The organism is Pseudomonas zanjanensis, assembly GCF_014268745.2.
Lineage (GTDB): Bacteria > Pseudomonadota > Gammaproteobacteria > Pseudomonadales > Pseudomonadaceae > Aquipseudomonas > Aquipseudomonas zanjanensis.
Map to the genome: position 1 here is coordinate 1225834 of NZ_JABWRB020000001.1, position 16404 is coordinate 1242237.

The window sequence follows — 16404 nt, forward strand, 5'->3', positions numbered from 1 at the left end:
CGCACGTCTATCCGTGGAATGGGGAGAAGCAAGCGTGGATAAAGTCATCGTCATCACCGGTGGCGGCCGCGGAATCGGGGCGGCCACGGCGCTGTTGGCTGCCGAAGCGGGCTATCGGATCTGCATCAATTACCAGTCTGATGAAAGTGCCGCGCAAGAGGTGCTCGAACAGGTTCGGGCCAAGGGCGCACAGGCAATTGCCGTGCGGGCCGACGTGAGCATCGAAGATGAAGTCATCGGCCTGTTCAATCGGGTCGATGCCGAACTGGGACGTGTCACCGCCCTGGTGAATAACGCCGGTACGGTTGCCCATAAATCCCGACTCGATGAAATGTCCGAATTCCGCATCCTCAAGATACTGAAGACCAACGTGCTGGGGCCGATCCTGTGCGCCAAGCACGCGGTGCTGCGCATGTCGCCCAAACATGGCGGGCAGGGCGGCAGCATCGTCAACGTCTCGTCGGTGGCCGCCCGCCTGGGCTCGCCGGGAGAATATGTCGACTACGCGGCCTCCAAGGGCGCGCTGGACACCTTCACTGTCGGCCTGTCCAAGGAAGTGGCCGGCGAAGGCATTCGCGTCAACGCGGTGCGTCCCGGCTATATCTACACCGACTTTCATGCCCTGAGCGGCGATCCGGATCGGGTCAGCAAGCTGGAGTCGGCGATTCCCATGGCCCGTGGCGGGCGTCCGGATGAAGTGGCCGAGGCGATTATCTGGCTGCTGTCGGACAAGGCTTCGTATGCGACCGGGACGTTTGTGGATTTGGGGGGCGGGCGCTGACCTCGGGGTTTTTCGTTGTCTGCACTGGCCTCTTCGCGAGCAAGCCCGCTCCCACATTGTTCCCCCGCGGTCACATATTTCATGTACGCAGTAGATCCACTGTGGGAGCGGGCTTGCTCGCGAAGGCAACTTTCAGAGCGACATCGTATTCAAAACGACCGAATAATCCGCCCCAACGTCTCCATGGCCTTTTCCGAGGCTTCAGTCCACGGGCTGCCATAGTTCAAACGGATGCAATTCCTGAAGCGCCGGGTCGGTGAAAAGATCGGGCCCGGGGCGATGCTGATGCCTTGGGCCAGGGCCATCTGGAACAGCTTCAGCGAATCCATCTGCTCGGGCAGCTCCAGCCACAGGAAGTAGCCACCCGCGGGCTGGCTGACCCGGGTCTGGGCCGGGAAATAGCGGGCGATGGCGGCGAGCATCGCGTTTTGCTGTTCTTCCAGGGCGTAGCGCAGCTTGCGCAGGTGACGGTCGTAGCCACCGTGTTGCAGGTAGTCGGCGATGGCGGCCTGGGCCGGCATCGAGGCGCACAGCGAGGTCATGAGCTTGAGCCGTTCGATCTTCTGCGCGTAGCGCCCGGCGGCGACCCAGCCGATGCGATAACCCGGGGCCAGGCTCTTGGCGAACGAACCGCAATGCATCACCAGCCCTTCGGTGTCGAACGCCTTGGCGGGCTTGGGGGCCTGTTGGCCGTAATAGAGCTCGGCGTAGACGTCGTCCTCGATCAGCGGCACCTGATGACGACGCAACAACTCTACCAGCGCCTGTTTCCGTTCCTCGGGCATCGTTGCGCCCACGGGGTTCTGGAAACTGGTCATGCACCAGCAGGCCTTGATCGGGTGACGCTCCAGTGTCTGCTCCAGCACGTCGAGGTCGATGCCGTCGCGTGGGTGGACCGGAATCTCCACCGCCTTGAGCTTGAGCCGTTCCAGGACCTGCAGGCTGGCATAGAACGCCGGCGCCTCGATCGCCACCAGGTCGCCGGGCTCGGTCACGGCTTGCAGGCACAGGTTCAAGGCTTCCAGGGCGCCGTTGGTGACCAGCAGTTCTTCCATGGGCAGCATCAGCCCGCCAACCATGTAGCGCAGGGCGATCTGGCGACGCAGTTGCGGATTGCCCGGTGACATGTCCGTGACCACCATCCGCGGGTCCATGTCCCGTGTTGCACTGGACAGCGAGCGGGACAACCGTTGCAACGGGAACAGCGTCGGGCTGGGGAATGCCGAGCCGAACGGTACGGTGTTCGGGTCCTTGATCGAATCCAGGACTGAAAACACCAACTCGCTGACGTCGACTTCGGTGGACTCGTGCACTTGGCTGCTGATCGCCGGCTCGGAAAACGGACTCGGTGCATGGGTGTTGACGAAGTAGCCGGAGCGCGGCCGGGCCCGGATCATGCCGCGTCGCTCCAACAGGTAATAGGCCTGGAACACCGTGGACGGGCTGACGCCGTAGGTCTGGCTGGCGTAGCGCACCGACGGCACGCGCTGGCCCGGCCCCAGCATGCCCGAGCGGATCAGTTCAGCGATGTCGTCGGCGAATTTTTCGTAGCGTTTCATGGTGGGGCCCAGTCTCGAATGACGCGTGGTTTGCGCTTTTTAAACTGTGGGAGCGAGCGTGTGGGAGCAAAGCTTGCTCGCGATACAGGCGACACAAATCAACAGTAAGGTCGTGTCATCGTTCTTCGCGAGCAAGCTTTGCTCCCACAGGCTTGCCCTCACAGGCTCGCTCCCACAGGTGCCCGGCATCTTACGGGTTCAACGATTCATCGGTGCGACAAAACGGCTCTTGGCCACGCTGTTGTTGTCCGGCTCGTCACTGTCGGCGACCTTGAAGGTCATTTCCAGGGAACCTTTGCCGGGCCGTTCGCTTTGCATCGCCACCGACACCGGCACATCGACGATTTCCCCCGGGGCCAGGCTCAACCGGGTCTTGCCCTGCAGGACGAAGCCGTCGCCGTCCACCAGGGACAGCTGATAGTCCTGGCGCTGCTGGGTCTTGTTGATGATTTTCAGGCTGTAGATATTCTCGATCTGGCCGGCGCTGTTTTCGCGGAACAGGCCGCGGTCCTTGCTGACGTCCAGTGACACCATGGGCCGTTGCACCAGCGCCACGGCCAGCGCGCCGATCATCACCAGGAGCACGGCGGTATAGCCGATCAGTCGCGGGCGCAGCAGGTGAGTCTTGCCCCCCTGCAATTGATGTTCGGAGGTGTATTTGATCAGGCCACGGGCGTAACCCATCTTGTCCATGATCGAGTCGCAGGCATCGATGCAGGCGGCGCAGCCAATGCATTCCATCTGCAAGCCGTCACGGATGTCGATGCCGGTGGGGCAGACCTGCACGCACATCTGGCAGTCGATGCAATCGCCCAGGCCAATATTGGCCGGATTCACCTCGCGTTTGCGCGGGCCGCGGATTTCGCCGCGGGCCGTGTCGTAGGAAATGGTCAAGGTGTCCTTGTCGAACATCACGCTCTGAAAACGTGCATAAGGGCACATGTGCATGCACACCGCCTCACGCAGCCAGCCGGCGTTGAGGTAGGTGGCGGCGGTAAAGAACAGCACCCAGAACAAGCTCACGCCCGCCATTTGCAGGGTCAGCAGTTCCTCGGCCAAGGGGCGGATCGGCGTGAAGTAGCCCACGAACGTCAGGCCGGTGAGCAGGCTGATGGCCAACCACAAGGTGTGCTTGGCGCTGCGGCGCAACAGTTTGTTCAGGCCCCACGGCGCCGCTTGCAGCTTGATCCGCTGGTTGCGTTCGCCTTCGGTGATTTTCTCGCACCACATGAACAGCCAGGTCCAGGAACTCTGTGGGCAGGTGTAGCCGCACCACACGCGACCGGCAAACACGGTGATCGCGAACAGGCCGAAGGCAGCGATGATCAACAGCGCCGACAGCAGGATGAAATCCTGGGGCCAGAAGGTCGCGCCGAAGATATGGAATTTGCTTTCGGAAAGGTCCCAGAGCACCGCCTGGCGGCCGCCCCAGTTCAACCACACCGTGCCGAAGAACAGCAGGAACAGAACCCCCGCACCGCTGATGCGCAAGGTGCGGAACAAGCCGGTGAAGCTGCGGGTGTGGATCAGGGCGTCGGTGGTCCTGGCCTTGATCTTGGTTGGCGCAGGTTCGAACGTCTGTATCAACTGGACGGGGATTCTATCGCTCATGGTCGGTCGCTCATCAGCCTCTATCTGGCCGGCGCACTATGACCATGGAACTGTTTGCATAACAGACTCAGGTGTTTCGATAAAAACCGGATCAGATGCCGCGAAGCCCAAGCGCTGCGACACTTTGATGCACCCGGGGACAAGCGAACAACACCTTATGACTGATGTGTCCGCAGCTGGGACAGTTGGGAGAACCACATCTTCTGGCTGATAAACCGGTGGTTGGGCGAATAACATTTTGTGGCGAGGGAGCTTGCTCCCGCTGGGTTGCGAAGCGACACCAAGAGTCGCAACGCGGTCGTCCTGATACCCCGGGCGCGATGTGTTGGGGCTGCTTCGCAGCCCAGCGGGAGCAAGCTCCCTCGCCACAAGGGCTACATTGCTCTGACCACTGGGATTTTATTGCTCTGGTAGATGGGCTCAGATCGCCGAGCCGCTGTCCGTGGCCTTGAGGTGCTTGCGCTCATCGACCGCACCGGCCACGGTCAGGGCATCGGCTTCAGCCTCGGTGATGTAGACCCGGTCGCCATTGAGTTCCACGACCGACATGGCTTTGTCCGGGTCGGTGATGATGGTCAGCTCGCTGGCGGAGCGCTGTTCGGTGCCGTTGGGGGTTTCGAAATGGCAGGTCTGGTTGTCATCGATACGGACAGTCATGGCGTTCCTCCTTCTGGGATCATGAATGTTAGGTCCCTCGGCCAAGCCAGGGTTCGTCGCGCCTGATCAGCGGTCGGCTGCACCTCTGGCTTCGCTTGCGGTCCATCGTTTATCCAACGCAAAAGAGGACGGTCCATGAACGCCTGGTGGCATGAAGTCTGGATAACCCTGCAGGCGGAATTCGCCGACATCACCGATGCCCAGCAGATGACCCGGGTCACGGTGCGGCTGGTCATGGCCGCGCTGCTGGGCGGCATCCTGGGTTTCGAGCGCGAACACAAGGGCAAGGCGGCCGGTGTGCGTACCCACATGCTCGTGGCCCTGGGGGCGGCGCTGTTCGTCCTGGTGCCACAGATGTCCGGGTCCCAGGCCGATGCCATGAGCCGGGTGATACAGGGTGTGGTCGCCGGCATCGGTTTTCTCGGCGCCGGCACCATCCTGAAAAACAACGACGGCGACGAAAGTCACGTCAAGGGCCTTACCACGGCGGCTGGCCTCTGGATGACAGCCGCCATCGGCGTTGCGGCTGGGCTGGGGCGGGAAGCCACGGCAGTCCTCAGCACAGTGCTGGCCCTGGCGATCTTCAGTGTGATGCCGATGATCGTCCGGGCGCTGGAGAAGGACGACAAGCTGTGACACGAGAACCAGCCTGAACACACACAACCCTGTGGGAGCGGGCTTGCTCGCGAAGGCGGTGTGTCAGTCGATGAAGATATTGCTTGTCACGCCGCCTTCGCGAGCAAGCCCGCTCCCACAGGTTTTTTCGTCATCCAGTTCCTTTATTACTACGCTTGAATCAAACCCGCGCCGGCGGCTTCTCGCTGGGCGGGTCACCCTTGGGCGGCTGCGGATTCAGCGGCGGGTCTTCCTCGGGAATCGGCTCGGGATCAGGGCTGGGCGGGGGCAAGTTGGGGTCGTCGATGTTCGGATCGGGTGTTTCGGCCGGGATGGGAATATTCATCGGGACGGGTCTCCGTAACGCACATGGCTTGAGTCGTGCTTATGGTTGTTGACCACCCAGCGCCGGGTTTGATCCCGGATGCATCCCGGGGGCAAATCCCGCTGAACTTTTAGCCGTCGTTCCGGTTCGGAGTTTAAGTGAGTTTTTTCAGGGACCCGTTGGGCCTTTACCGCCACAAGCGCGTCCATGGGGCGTAAAAGGAGCGATGCTCGATGACTGCCGAACACCCGTCTGACCTGGCCTACAACCCGCATTTGCCGTTGTCTCAGGCCTTGTTGTTGCCGCGTATCGCGATTGAAAACACCATGCCGGTGATCGACGGCGGGCAATTCGCCGCCAAGGCCGTGGCCGGGCAGGACGTGACGGTGACCAGCAAAGTGTTCGCCGACGGTCACGATAAGCTGGCGGTGCGCATCCGCTGGCGCTCGCTCCAGGATGACGTATGGAACAGCGAGGTCATGAGCGACCTGGGCAATAACGGCTGGCGCGGCCAGTTCACCGTGCCGGAGCAAGGCCGCTATGTGTTCTGCATTGAGGCCTGGATCGACCAGTTCGCCAGTTTTCGCTACGAGCTGGAGAAGAAGTTCGCTGCCGGGGTGCCCATCAGCCTGGAGTTGCAGGAAGGGCGCAACCAAGTGCACATGGCTGCCGAGCGCAGCAGCGGTGAACTGAGCGAGCAACTGGCGGCCTTGCACCACGAACTCTCCGGCCTGTTGCCGAACGAACAGGTGGCGCTGTTCCTGGCCCCACGCAGTGCCGACCTGATGTCCCTGGCCGATCATCGACCCTACTTGAGCATCAGCCCCGAATACCCGTTGGATGTGGAGCGAAAACTGGCCGAGTTTGCCAGCTGGTATGAACTGTTTCCCCGTTCGATCACCGACGATCCCCAGCGCCACGGCACCTTCAACGACGTGCATTCGCGCTTGGCGGTGATCCAGGACATGGGCTTCGATGTGCTGTACTTCCCGCCAATCCACCCCATCGGCCGCAGTTTCCGCAAAGGCCCGAACAACTCCCTCACCGCCGGCCCCGACGACCCGGGCAGTCCCTATGCCATCGGCAGCGAGGAGGGCGGGCACGAGGCCATTCATCCGCAATTGGGCAGTCGCGAGGACTTCCGGCGCCTGGTGGCGGCGGCCGCTGAGCACGGCCTGGAGATTGCCCTCGACTTCGCCATCCAGTGTTCCCAGGACCACCCCTGGCTCAAGCAGCACCCCGGCTGGTTCAGCTGGCGGCCGGACGGCACGATCAAATATGCGGAAAACCCGCCGAAGAAATACCAGGACATCGTCAACGTCGATTTCTACGCGGCCGATGCGATCCCCAGCCTGTGGGAAGAACTGCGGGACATCGTGGTGGGCTGGGTCGAGGAAGGCGTGAAGATCTTCCGGGTCGACAATCCACACACCAAGCCATTGCCGTTCTGGCAATGGCTGATCGCCGATGTCCGGGCCCAATACCCTGAGGTGATCTTCCTGGCTGAAGCGTTCACCACGCCGGCGATGATGGCGCGGCTGGGCAAGGTCGGGTATTCCCAGAGCTACACCTATTTCACCTGGCGCAATACCAAGGCCGAACTGGCGACCTACTTCAGCGAGCTCAACGAGTCGCCGTTGCGCGAGTGCTACCGGCCGAATTTCTTCGTGAATACACCCGACATCAACCCGGCCTTCCTCCATGAGTCGGGGCGCCCGGGCTTCTTGATCCGCGCGGCGCTGGCGACCATGGGCTCAGGCCTGTGGGGCATGTATTCAGGCTTCGAACTGTGCGAGTCGGCCCCGGTACCGGGCAAGGAGGAATACCTCGACTCGGAGAAGTATGAGATCCGTCCCCGGGACTTCACCGCGCCGGGCAACATCATTGCCGAGATCGCCCAGCTCAACCGCATCCGCCGGCAGAACCCGGCGCTGCATACCCATCTGGGCCTGAAGATCTACAACGCCTGGAACGACAACATTCTCTATTTCGGCAAGCGCACGGCCGATGGCAGCAATTTCATCCTGGTGGCGGTGAGCCTCGACCCGCACAACCCACAGGAAGCCAATTTCGAACTGCCGCTGTGGGAAATGGGCCTGCCCGACGATGCCCAGACCCAGGGCGAGGACCTGATGAACGGACATCGCTGGACCTGGTACGGCAAGTACCAGTTCATGCGGATCGACCCGGCGTACCAGCCGTTCGGGATTTGGCGGATCAGCGTGGCGTGATGCGCGATGTTGACTGAGGGCTGTTGTGGCGAGGGAGCTTGCTCCCGCTCGGCTGCGAAGCAGTCGTGATTTCAAGGGGGCCGCTTCGCGCCCAGCGGGAGCAAGCTCCCTCGCCACAAAGACCTCATCACAGAACAAGGCCTCGCCGCATAACAAGACCTCACAGGCCTGTATCCCGCGGCTTTATTGAATTATCAGGAGTTGCACATGGCGAAGAAACCCCGGTCTGCCACCTTCATCAAGGATCCGCTCTGGTACAAGGATGCGGTGATTTATCAGGTTCACGTTAAATCCTATTACGACTCCAATAACGACGGGATCGGAGACTTTCCCGGCCTGATCGAAAAACTCGACTACATCGCCGACCTGGGCGTCAACACCATCTGGCTGCTGCCGTTCTATCCTTCCCCCCGGCGCGACGACGGTTATGACATCGCCGAATACCGCGGCGTCAGCCCCGACTACGGCACCATGGCCGATGCCCGGCGGTTCATTGCCGAAGCCCACAAGCGCAACCTGCGGGTGATCACCGAGCTCGTCATCAACCACACCTCCGACCAGCACCCCTGGTTCCAGCGCGCGCGCAAAGCCAAGAAAGGTTCGAAGGCGCGGGACTTCTACGTCTGGTCCGATGACGACCACAAGTACGACGGCACGCGCATCATTTTCCTCGACACCGAGAAGTCCAACTGGACCTGGGACCCGGTGGCGGGCCAGTACTTCTGGCACCGCTTCTACTCCCACCAGCCCGACCTCAATTTCGACAACCCGCAGGTCATCAAGGCCGTGTTGTCGGTGATGCGCTACTGGCTGGACATGGGCATCGACGGCCTGCGCCTGGACGCCATCCCGTACCTGATCGAGCGCGACGGCACCAATAACGAAAACCTGCCCGAGACCCATGACGTCCTGAAGCTGATCCGCGCCGAGATCGACGCCAACTACCCCGACCGCATGTTGCTGGCCGAGGCCAACCAATGGCCGGAAGACACCCAGTTGTACTTCGGCGATGTCGACGCCCAAGGGCTGAACGGTGATGAATGCCACATGGCTTTCCACTTCCCGCTGATGCCACGCATGTACATGGCTTTGGCCCAGGAAGATCGTTTCCCGATCACCGACATTTTGCGCCAGACCCCGGAGATTCCCGCCAATTGCCAGTGGGCAATTTTCCTGCGCAACCACGATGAGCTGACCCTGGAGATGGTCACCGACAAGGAGCGCGACTACCTGTGGAATTACTATGCGGCCGACCGTAGGGCGCGTATCAACCTGGGCATTCGCCGGCGTCTGGCGCCACTGCTGGAGCGCGATCGTCGTCGCGTCGAGTTGCTCAACAGCCTGCTGCTGTCGATGCCCGGTACGCCGACGTTGTACTACGGCGATGAAATCGGCATGGGCGACAACATCTACCTGGGCGACCGCGATGGGGTGCGTACGCCGATGCAGTGGTCCATCGACCGCAACGGTGGTTTCTCCCGCGCCGACCCGGCCAGCCTGGTGCTGCCGCCGATCATGGACCCGCTGTACGGCTACCAGTCGGTCAACGTCGAGACCCAGGCCGGCGACCCGCACTCGCTGCTCAACTGGAACCGCCGCATGCTGGCGGTGCGCAAGCAATCCAAGGCCTTCGGCCGGGGCACGCTGAAGATGCTCTCGCCGAGCAACCGCCGGATCCTGGCCTATACCCGCGAATACACCGGGCCTGACGGCAAGCACGAAATCATCCTGTGCGTGGCCAACGTGTCCCGCAGCGCCCAGGCCGCCGAGCTGGACCTGTCGGCCTACGCCGGCATGGTCCCGGTGGAGATGCTCGGCGGCAATGCCTTCCCGCCCATCGGCCAGTTGAACTTCCTCCTGACCCTGGCGCCGTACGGCTTCTATTGGTTCGCCCTGGCGGCAGAAAACCAAATGCCGAGCTGGCACGTGGAACCGGCCCAGAGCCTGCCGGACTTCACCACGTTGGTGCTGAAAAAACGCCTGGAAGAATTGCTCGAAGCGCCATCGCGCACCACGTTGGAGCAAACCATCCTGCCGACCTGGTTGCAGAACCGGCGCTGGTTCGCCGGCAAGGACAGCGCGATCGAGAAGGTCGATATTGTCTATGGCGTGCGCTTCGGCGATCCACAGCATCCGGTGCTGCTCAGTGAAATCGATGTCACCAGTGGCGGCCAGACCCTGCGTTACCAATTGCCGTTCGGCCTGCTTGCCGAGGACCAGGTCGGTGCGGCATTGCCGCAGCAGCTGGCTTTGTCCCGGGTTCGTCGGGTGCGTCAGGTGGGCTTGATCACCGATGCCTTCAGCCTGGAAAGCTTCGTGCGCGCCGTACTGCACAGCATGCAGGCCGCCACGGTGCTGCCGTTCGCCGAAGGTGAGTTGCGTTTCGAGCCGACCGAAGGCCTGGCCGCGTTGAACCTGGGAGACGAGCCGGAGGTGCGCTACCTGTCCGCCGAACAATCCAACAGTTCGGTGGTGGTGGGGGGCAGCCTCGTCCTCAAGCTGATCCGCAAGGTCGCCTCGGGTGTGCACCCGGAACTGGAAATGAGTGCCTACCTGACCGCTGCCGGCTTCAGCAATATTTCACCGCTGCTGGGTTCGGTGATTCGCCGCGACGCCCAAGGCGAAGATGCGTTGCTGATGATCGCCCAAGGCTACCTGAGCAACCAGGGCGACGCCTGGGAATGGACCCAGAACAACCTCGAACGCGCCTTGCGCGATGAGCTGGCGGACGCGGTGTCCGAGCAGGAGCAGCATTACAACGCCTTGGGCGAGCTGAAGGATTTCGCCGGCATGCTCGGCCAACGCCTGGGGGAAATGCACCAGGTATTGGCCCAGGCCACCGACGACCCGGACTTTACACCGCAAACCACCAACGCCAAGGAAGCACAGGCCATCGGCAAGGACGTGGCCGCCCAGGTGGAAAACGCCTTGCGCCTGCTCAAGCAGAACCAAGGCCAATTGAACCCCGCCGACCAGGCCATGGTCGCACGCTTGCTGGAGCACAAGAAAACCGTCCTGGCCCATGTCCAGGAACTGGCCGGCAAGGCCGCCGGTGGCTTGCGCATTCGCGTCCATGGCGACCTGCACCTGGGCCAAGTCCTGGTGATCAAGGGCGATGCTTACCTGATCGACTTCGAAGGTGAGCCGGCGCGGCCATTGCATGAGCGACGGGGCAAGCACAGCCCGTACAAGGATGTCAGTGGCGTGTTGCGTTCCTTCGATTATGCGGCGGCCATGGCGATTCACCTGCACACCGTCGACAGCACGGCCGATGCCGATGCGGCGCGGCAACGGGTCGCCGATCGTTATTTGAAAGAGGCTCGCCAGGCATTTGTCGAGGCATATCGGCTGGCGGCAGCTAGTCTTGCCCATGAGTGGAAGGATGCTGAAGGCGAAGACGCCGCGCTGGCGTTGTTCGGCCTGGAGAAGGCGGCCTATGAAGTGGCCTATGAAGCCGAGAATCGCCCCACCTGGCTGCCCGTGCCGCTGCACGGCCTGGTCGGGTTGTTGAAGGGGCTGCAACCCTTTTCCGACGTAGCCGGACCGATTTAGTGGAGAGAATCATGAGTGTCTCGAATAAAGAACCCCAGGGGCAGGCCAAGGAGTCCTTGTTGCCGGCGCCCCATGACATCGACGCGCTGGTGCGTGCCGAACATCACGACCCGTTTTCCATCCTTGGGCCCCATGGCGACGGCGCCGGCGGCCAGTTCATCCGTGCCTACCTGCCCGGTGCCCTGAGCGTACATGTGTTGGCCCGGGACAGCGGCGAAGAACTGGGTGAGCTGCAAGTCACCGAAACCCCGGGGCTGTTCGTCGGCCATTTCCCTCGCGCCCAGGCGTACTTGCTGCGCACCCGTTGGGCTGGCGGCGAGCAGGTTGCCGAAGACCCCTACAGCTTCGGCCCGTTGCTGGGGGAGATGGACCTTTACCTGTTCGCCGAAGGTAACCATCGTGATCTCAGCGCCTGCTTGGGGGCGCAGTTGAAGACCGTCGATGGCGTCGACGGCGTGCGCTTCGCGGTCTGGGCACCGAACGCGCGACGGGTGTCGGTGGTCGGCGACTTCAACGTCTGGGACGGCCGGCGACATCCGATGCGCATCCGTTATCCATCCGGCGTGTGGGAGATCTTCATCCCGAGGCTCGGTGCTGGCGAAGGCTACAAATATGAAATCCTCGGTGCCCACGGCATCCTGCCCCTCAAGGCCGACCCGGTGGCGCTGGCCACGCAGATGCCGCCGGACACCGCTTCCAAGGTCGCCTCGCCGCTGAACATCGAATGGCACGACGATGAGTGGATGCAAAGCCGTCGCGAACGCCAGCTACCGGGCGCGCCGTTGTCGATCTATGAATTGCACGCCGGCTCCTGGCAGTGCGAAATCGACGAGGCGGGGGAGGTGGCCCGGCAATACAACTGGCATGAAATGGCCGAGCGGTTGATTCCGTATGTCAAGGACCTGGGCTTCACCCACATCGAGCTGATGCCAATCATGGAGCACCCGTTCGGCGGCTCCTGGGGCTATCAGCCGTTGTCACAGTTCGCGCCGACGGCACGCTTTGGTTCGCCGGACGATTTCGCCGCGTTCGTCAACGCCTGCCACCAGGCCAATATCGGCGTCATCCTCGACTGGGTGCCGGCGCATTTCCCCACCGATACCCACGGCCTGGCCCAGTTCGACGGCACCGCTCTGTACGAATACGGCAACCCGCTGGAAGGCTTCCACCAGGATTGGGACACGCTGATCTACAACCTGGGCCGCACCGAAGTGCACGGCTTCATGCTGGCGTCGGCGTTGCACTGGCTCAAGCATTTTCACGTCGATGGCCTGCGGGTGGATGCCGTGGCCTCGATGTTGTACCGCGACTATTCGCGCAAGGCCGGTGAGTGGGTGCCCAACCGTCACGGCGGGCGGGAAAATCTCGAAGCCATCGATTTCCTGCGGCACCTCAACGACGTGGTGGCGCTGGAAACCCCCGGGGCGCTGGTCATCGCCGAAGAGTCCACCGCGTGGCCGGGCGTCAGCCAGAGCACCCAGCAGGGCGGCCTGGGTTTCGCCTACAAGTGGAACATGGGCTGGATGCACGATTCGCTGCACTACATCCAGCAAGACCCGGTGTACCGCGCCCATCACCACAACGAACTGAGCTTTGGCCTGGTGTATGCCTGGTCCGAGCGTTTCGTGCTGCCGATTTCCCACGACGAAGTGGTCCATGGCAAACGCTCGCTGATCGACAAGATGCCCGGTGACCGCTGGCAGAAGTTCGCCAACCTCAGGGCCTACCTGAGCTTCATGTGGGGCCATCCCGGCAAGAAATTGTTGTTCATGGGCTGTGAGTTCGGCCAATGGCGCGAGTGGAACCACGACCAGCAGTTGGATTGGTACCTGCTGCAATACCCGGAGCACCGGGGCGTGCAGAAGTTGGTGAGCGATCTGAACCGGCTGTACCGTGAAGAACCGGCGCTGCATGACCAGGATGACGCGCCCCAGGGTTTCCAATGGCTGATCGGTGACGATGCCCTCAACAGCGTCTACGCCTGGCTGCGCTGGAGCAAGGATGGCCGGCCGGTGCTGGTGGTCGCCAACTTCACCCCGGTGCCACGCGAGGCCTACCGGGTCGGCGTGCCGTTCGGCGGGCGTTGGGTCGAATTGCTCAACAGCGATGCCGACACCTACGCCGGTTCCAACTACGGCAACGGCGGCGGAGCCTCCACCGAAGAAGTGCCCAGCCATGGCCAGGCCTTGTCGCTGGAGCTCAACCTGCCGCCGTTGGCGGTGTTGATCCTGCGGCCGGAGGGTTGAGCCTGAATGCCTGGGCCGGCGGATAGCTGGCAGCGGGTTAGTGATGTCTGAAGGCAGATGATGACCGTGGCGAGGGAGCTTGCTCCCGCTCGGTTGCGCAGCAACCGCCGGAAGGGGGCCGCTACGCAGCCCAGCGGGAGCAAGCTCCCTCGCCACAGGTGTTTGCGGCGGTCATGAAATCAAAGGCCACCCCAGATCCCAATGTGGGAGTCATGAGTGGCCTCAAACTCATGGCTACCATCGACCCAATGTGGGAGCGAGCTTGCTCGCGATAGCGAAGTGTCAGTCGACATCAATGTGACTGACCCACCGCCATCGCGAGCAAGCTCGCTCTCACAGGGAAACGGTTCGACTCAGCGAACCAGGCACGGTTGCTTGTTGTTGAACGTCCAGCCCGGAATCAGGAACTGCATCGCCACCGCATCGTCCCGCGCGCCTAGGCCCATGCCTTTGTACAGTTCATGGGCCTTGGCCAGCTGGTCGGTGTCCAACTCGATCCCCAGCCCCGGTTTTTTCGGCACTTGCACGCAACCGCCCTGGATCTGCAGCGGCGCCTTGGTCAACCGCTGGCCGTCCTGCCAGATCCAGTGAGTGTCGATGGCCGTGATGTCGCCCGGTGCCGCGGCGGCCACATGCGTGAACATCGCCAGGGAAATATCGAAGTGGTTGTTGGAATGCGAGCCCCAGGTCAGGCCCCACTCATTGCACATCTGCGCCACGCGCACGGAGCCCTGCATCGTCCAGAAATGCGGGTCGGCCAGGGGAATGTCCACGGACTGCAAGGTGATGGCGTGACCCATTTCGCGCCAATCGGTGGCGATCATGTTGGTGGCGGTCTTCAGGCCCGTGGCGCGGCGGAATTCAGCCATGACCTCGCGCCCGGAATAGCCGTTCTCGGCACCGCAAGGATCTTCGGCATAGGCCAGCACTTTGTGCTGGTCGCGGCACAAACGGATCGCCTCCTTGAGTGACCAGGCGCCGTTCGGGTCCAGGGTGATGCGCGCCTGTGGAAAGCGCTCGGCCAGGGCCGTGACTGCCTCGATTTCTGCGTCGCCTTGGAGCACGCCGCCCTTGAGCTTGAAGTCCTGGAAGCCATAACGAGCCTGGGCCGCTTCGGCCAGGCGCACCACGGCGTCTGCGTCCAGGGCTTTTTCGTGGCGAACGCGGAACCAGTCATTGTCGGCATCCGGCTCGCTGCGATAGGCCAGGTCGGTCTGCTGGCGATCACCGACGTAAAACAGATAGCCGAGCATCTTCACTTCATCACGCTGCTGGCCTTCGCCGAGCAGGGCCGCGACCGGTACGTCCAGGTGTTGGCCGAGCAGGTCCAGCAAGGCCGCTTCCAGGCCGGTAACCGCGTGGATGGTGATGCGCAGGTCGAAGGTCTGCAGGCCACGGCCGCCGGCATCGCGGTCCGCGAAGGCATGGCGCACGGTGTTGAGGATCTTCTGGTACGTGCCGATAGGGCTGCCGACCACCAGCGAACGGGCGTCTTCGAGGGTCTGGCGAATACGCTCGCCGCCGGGCACTTCGCCCACGCCGGTGTGGCCGGCGTTGTCCTTGAGAATGACGATGTTGCGGGTGAAGAACGGACCGTGGGCGCCGCTGAGGTTCAGCAGCATGCCGTCGTGGCCGGCCACGGGTACGACCTGCATGCTGGTGATGATCGGGGCTTTGGTGGCTTCTTGAATCTGCATGTCTTTCCCACTCGTTGTTTTTATGGGGCATCGCGACGGGGCGATGTTGATAGACATCATACAACTTGATTTTTTTGTCTTACAAGTGAGCTTTGTCGCTTTTTGATTGCGATCACTTGAAAATCTCCCTGGGCTCCTTTGTTTACGGGGGTTGGTAAAAAAAGAAAAAATTCAGGCAGGGTTGCGTTTGTACTGGCGCAACCTTGTGTAGGCTGCGATGATCTAGCTTGTCATACAAGTTCAGGGCGCGACGAGGTTTCATCCGACGATCAGCCTGCCCGTATCAAGGAACAACGGTTCATGCCGCCAGACACCCACGCCCCCCTGCGCAAGCGCACCCACAACCTGGCCCATGACCTGGTGGCGAAGCTGAGCCAGAGCATCCTGCTGGGGCAGTTGAAACCGGGCGAGAAGTTGCCGTCGGAAGGTGCCATCGTGCAGGCCCATGGCGTCAGTCGTACGGTGGTGCGCGAGGCGATTTCCAAATTGCAGGCCTCGGGGCTGGTGGAGACCCGCCACGGCATCGGCACCTTTGTGCTGGCGCAAACCGGCGAGCAGGGGCTGCGGCTGAATGTCGACACCGCTGCGGGGGTGCGGGCGATGCTGGAACTGCGCCTGGGCCTGGAAACCCAGGCCGTCGCCTTGGCGGCCCAGCGTCGCAGCGAACATCAACTGCAGCGGATGCGCCAGGCGTTGGAGGATTACCAGCGGTTGTCCAACAACAACGACAGCTGTGTCGAAGCTGACCGGCGTTTCCATCTGCTCATCGCCGAAGCGACGGACAACGCCTGTTTTGTCGAGATCATGCAGCACCTGGGCAACGCGATGATTCCCAGGACCCGTGTGAACGTGGCCGAGCGCGGCCAGGCGGATCTGAGCAAGCTGGCGCAGTTTGCCAGCCTTGAGCATGAGGCGATCTTCAACGCCATCAAGCGCCAGGACCCGGACGCCGCCCGCGCCGCCATGTGGCTGCACCTGACCAACAGCCGTGACCGGTTCGGCGCGGGATCCTGACGGCTCATCGTCGCCTGACCCACCGCCATCGCGAGCAGGCTCGCTCCCACAAGGGATCAGCGGCGGACGCCGATTTCTTGAACGCCTCGGAACCCTGTGGGAGCGGGCTTGCTCGC

The 16404-nt window shown here is 62.4% G+C and carries 11 protein-coding genes; 6 read left to right on the forward strand and 5 right to left on the reverse strand.

Annotated features, from left to right (window positions below; genetic code table 11):
* The first annotated feature begins 34 nt into the window (after window positions 1-34).
* Window positions 35-781, forward strand: a complete 747-nt coding sequence (locus tag HU715_RS05605; protein WP_186708540.1) for an SDR family oxidoreductase — start codon at window positions 35-37, stop codon at window positions 779-781.
* A 149-nt stretch (window positions 782-930) separates the two neighbouring features.
* On the opposite strand, the gene mapR is transcribed toward HU715_RS05605, so the two are convergent.
* From mapR to HU715_RS05620, 3 genes are all read right to left on the reverse strand, one after another.
* Window positions 931-2340: a GntR family transcriptional regulator MpaR gene (gene mapR, locus HU715_RS05610; protein ID WP_186708542.1), complete on the reverse strand. Its 1410-nt coding sequence runs from the start codon at window positions 2338-2340 to the stop codon at window positions 931-933.
* Window positions 2341-2538: 198 nt separating this feature from the next.
* Window positions 2539-3951, reverse strand: a complete 1413-nt coding sequence (ccoG, locus tag HU715_RS05615) for a cytochrome c oxidase accessory protein CcoG (protein ID WP_186708550.1) — start codon at window positions 3949-3951, stop codon at window positions 2539-2541.
* 420 nt (window positions 3952-4371) lie between these two features.
* Window positions 4372-4608: a DUF3203 family protein gene (locus HU715_RS05620; RefSeq protein ID WP_186708552.1), complete on the reverse strand. Its 237-nt coding sequence runs from the start codon at window positions 4606-4608 to the stop codon at window positions 4372-4374.
* Window positions 4609-4743: 135 nt separating this feature from the next.
* Here HU715_RS05620 and HU715_RS05625 point away from each other — a divergent pair, with 135 nt between their 5' ends.
* Window positions 4744-5244 (forward strand): MgtC/SapB family protein, encoded by a 501-nt coding sequence (locus HU715_RS05625; protein WP_186708554.1) that lies wholly within the window; start codon window positions 4744-4746, stop codon window positions 5242-5244.
* 160 nt (window positions 5245-5404) lie between these two features.
* Here HU715_RS05625 and HU715_RS05630 read toward each other — a convergent pair whose 3' ends face one another.
* The gene (locus HU715_RS05630; RefSeq protein WP_186708556.1) at window positions 5405-5569 is read right to left on the reverse strand and encodes a hypothetical protein; all 165 of its coding nucleotides are present in this window, start codon (window positions 5567-5569) and stop codon (window positions 5405-5407) included.
* Window positions 5570-5781: 212 nt separating this feature from the next.
* Here HU715_RS05630 and HU715_RS05635 point away from each other — a divergent pair, with 212 nt between their 5' ends.
* From HU715_RS05635 to glgB, 3 genes are all read left to right on the forward strand, one after another.
* Window positions 5782-7779, forward strand: a complete 1998-nt coding sequence (locus tag HU715_RS05635) for an alpha-1,4-glucan--maltose-1-phosphate maltosyltransferase (protein ID WP_186708558.1) — start codon at window positions 5782-5784, stop codon at window positions 7777-7779.
* A 207-nt stretch (window positions 7780-7986) separates the two neighbouring features.
* Window positions 7987-11331: a maltose alpha-D-glucosyltransferase gene (treS, locus tag HU715_RS05640; protein ID WP_186708567.1), complete on the forward strand. Its 3345-nt coding sequence runs from the start codon at window positions 7987-7989 to the stop codon at window positions 11329-11331.
* Window positions 11332-11342: 11 nt separating this feature from the next.
* Window positions 11343-13577, forward strand: coding sequence for a 1,4-alpha-glucan branching protein GlgB (glgB, locus tag HU715_RS05645; RefSeq protein ID WP_186708576.1), 2235 nt, complete (start codon window positions 11343-11345; stop codon window positions 13575-13577).
* 353 nt (window positions 13578-13930) lie between these two features.
* Here the strand turns inward: glgB and gudD are convergent, their stop codons facing one another.
* A complete protein-coding gene (gudD, locus tag HU715_RS05650; RefSeq protein WP_186708585.1) occupies window positions 13931-15274 on the reverse strand; it encodes a glucarate dehydratase in 1344 nt (447 codons plus the stop codon).
* A 300-nt stretch (window positions 15275-15574) separates the two neighbouring features.
* On the opposite strand from gudD, the gene HU715_RS05655 reads away from it, so the two are divergent.
* The gene (locus tag HU715_RS05655) at window positions 15575-16288 is read left to right on the forward strand and encodes a FadR/GntR family transcriptional regulator (protein ID WP_186708587.1); all 714 of its coding nucleotides are present in this window, start codon (window positions 15575-15577) and stop codon (window positions 16286-16288) included.
* The last annotated feature ends 116 nt before the right edge of the window (window positions 16289-16404 follow it).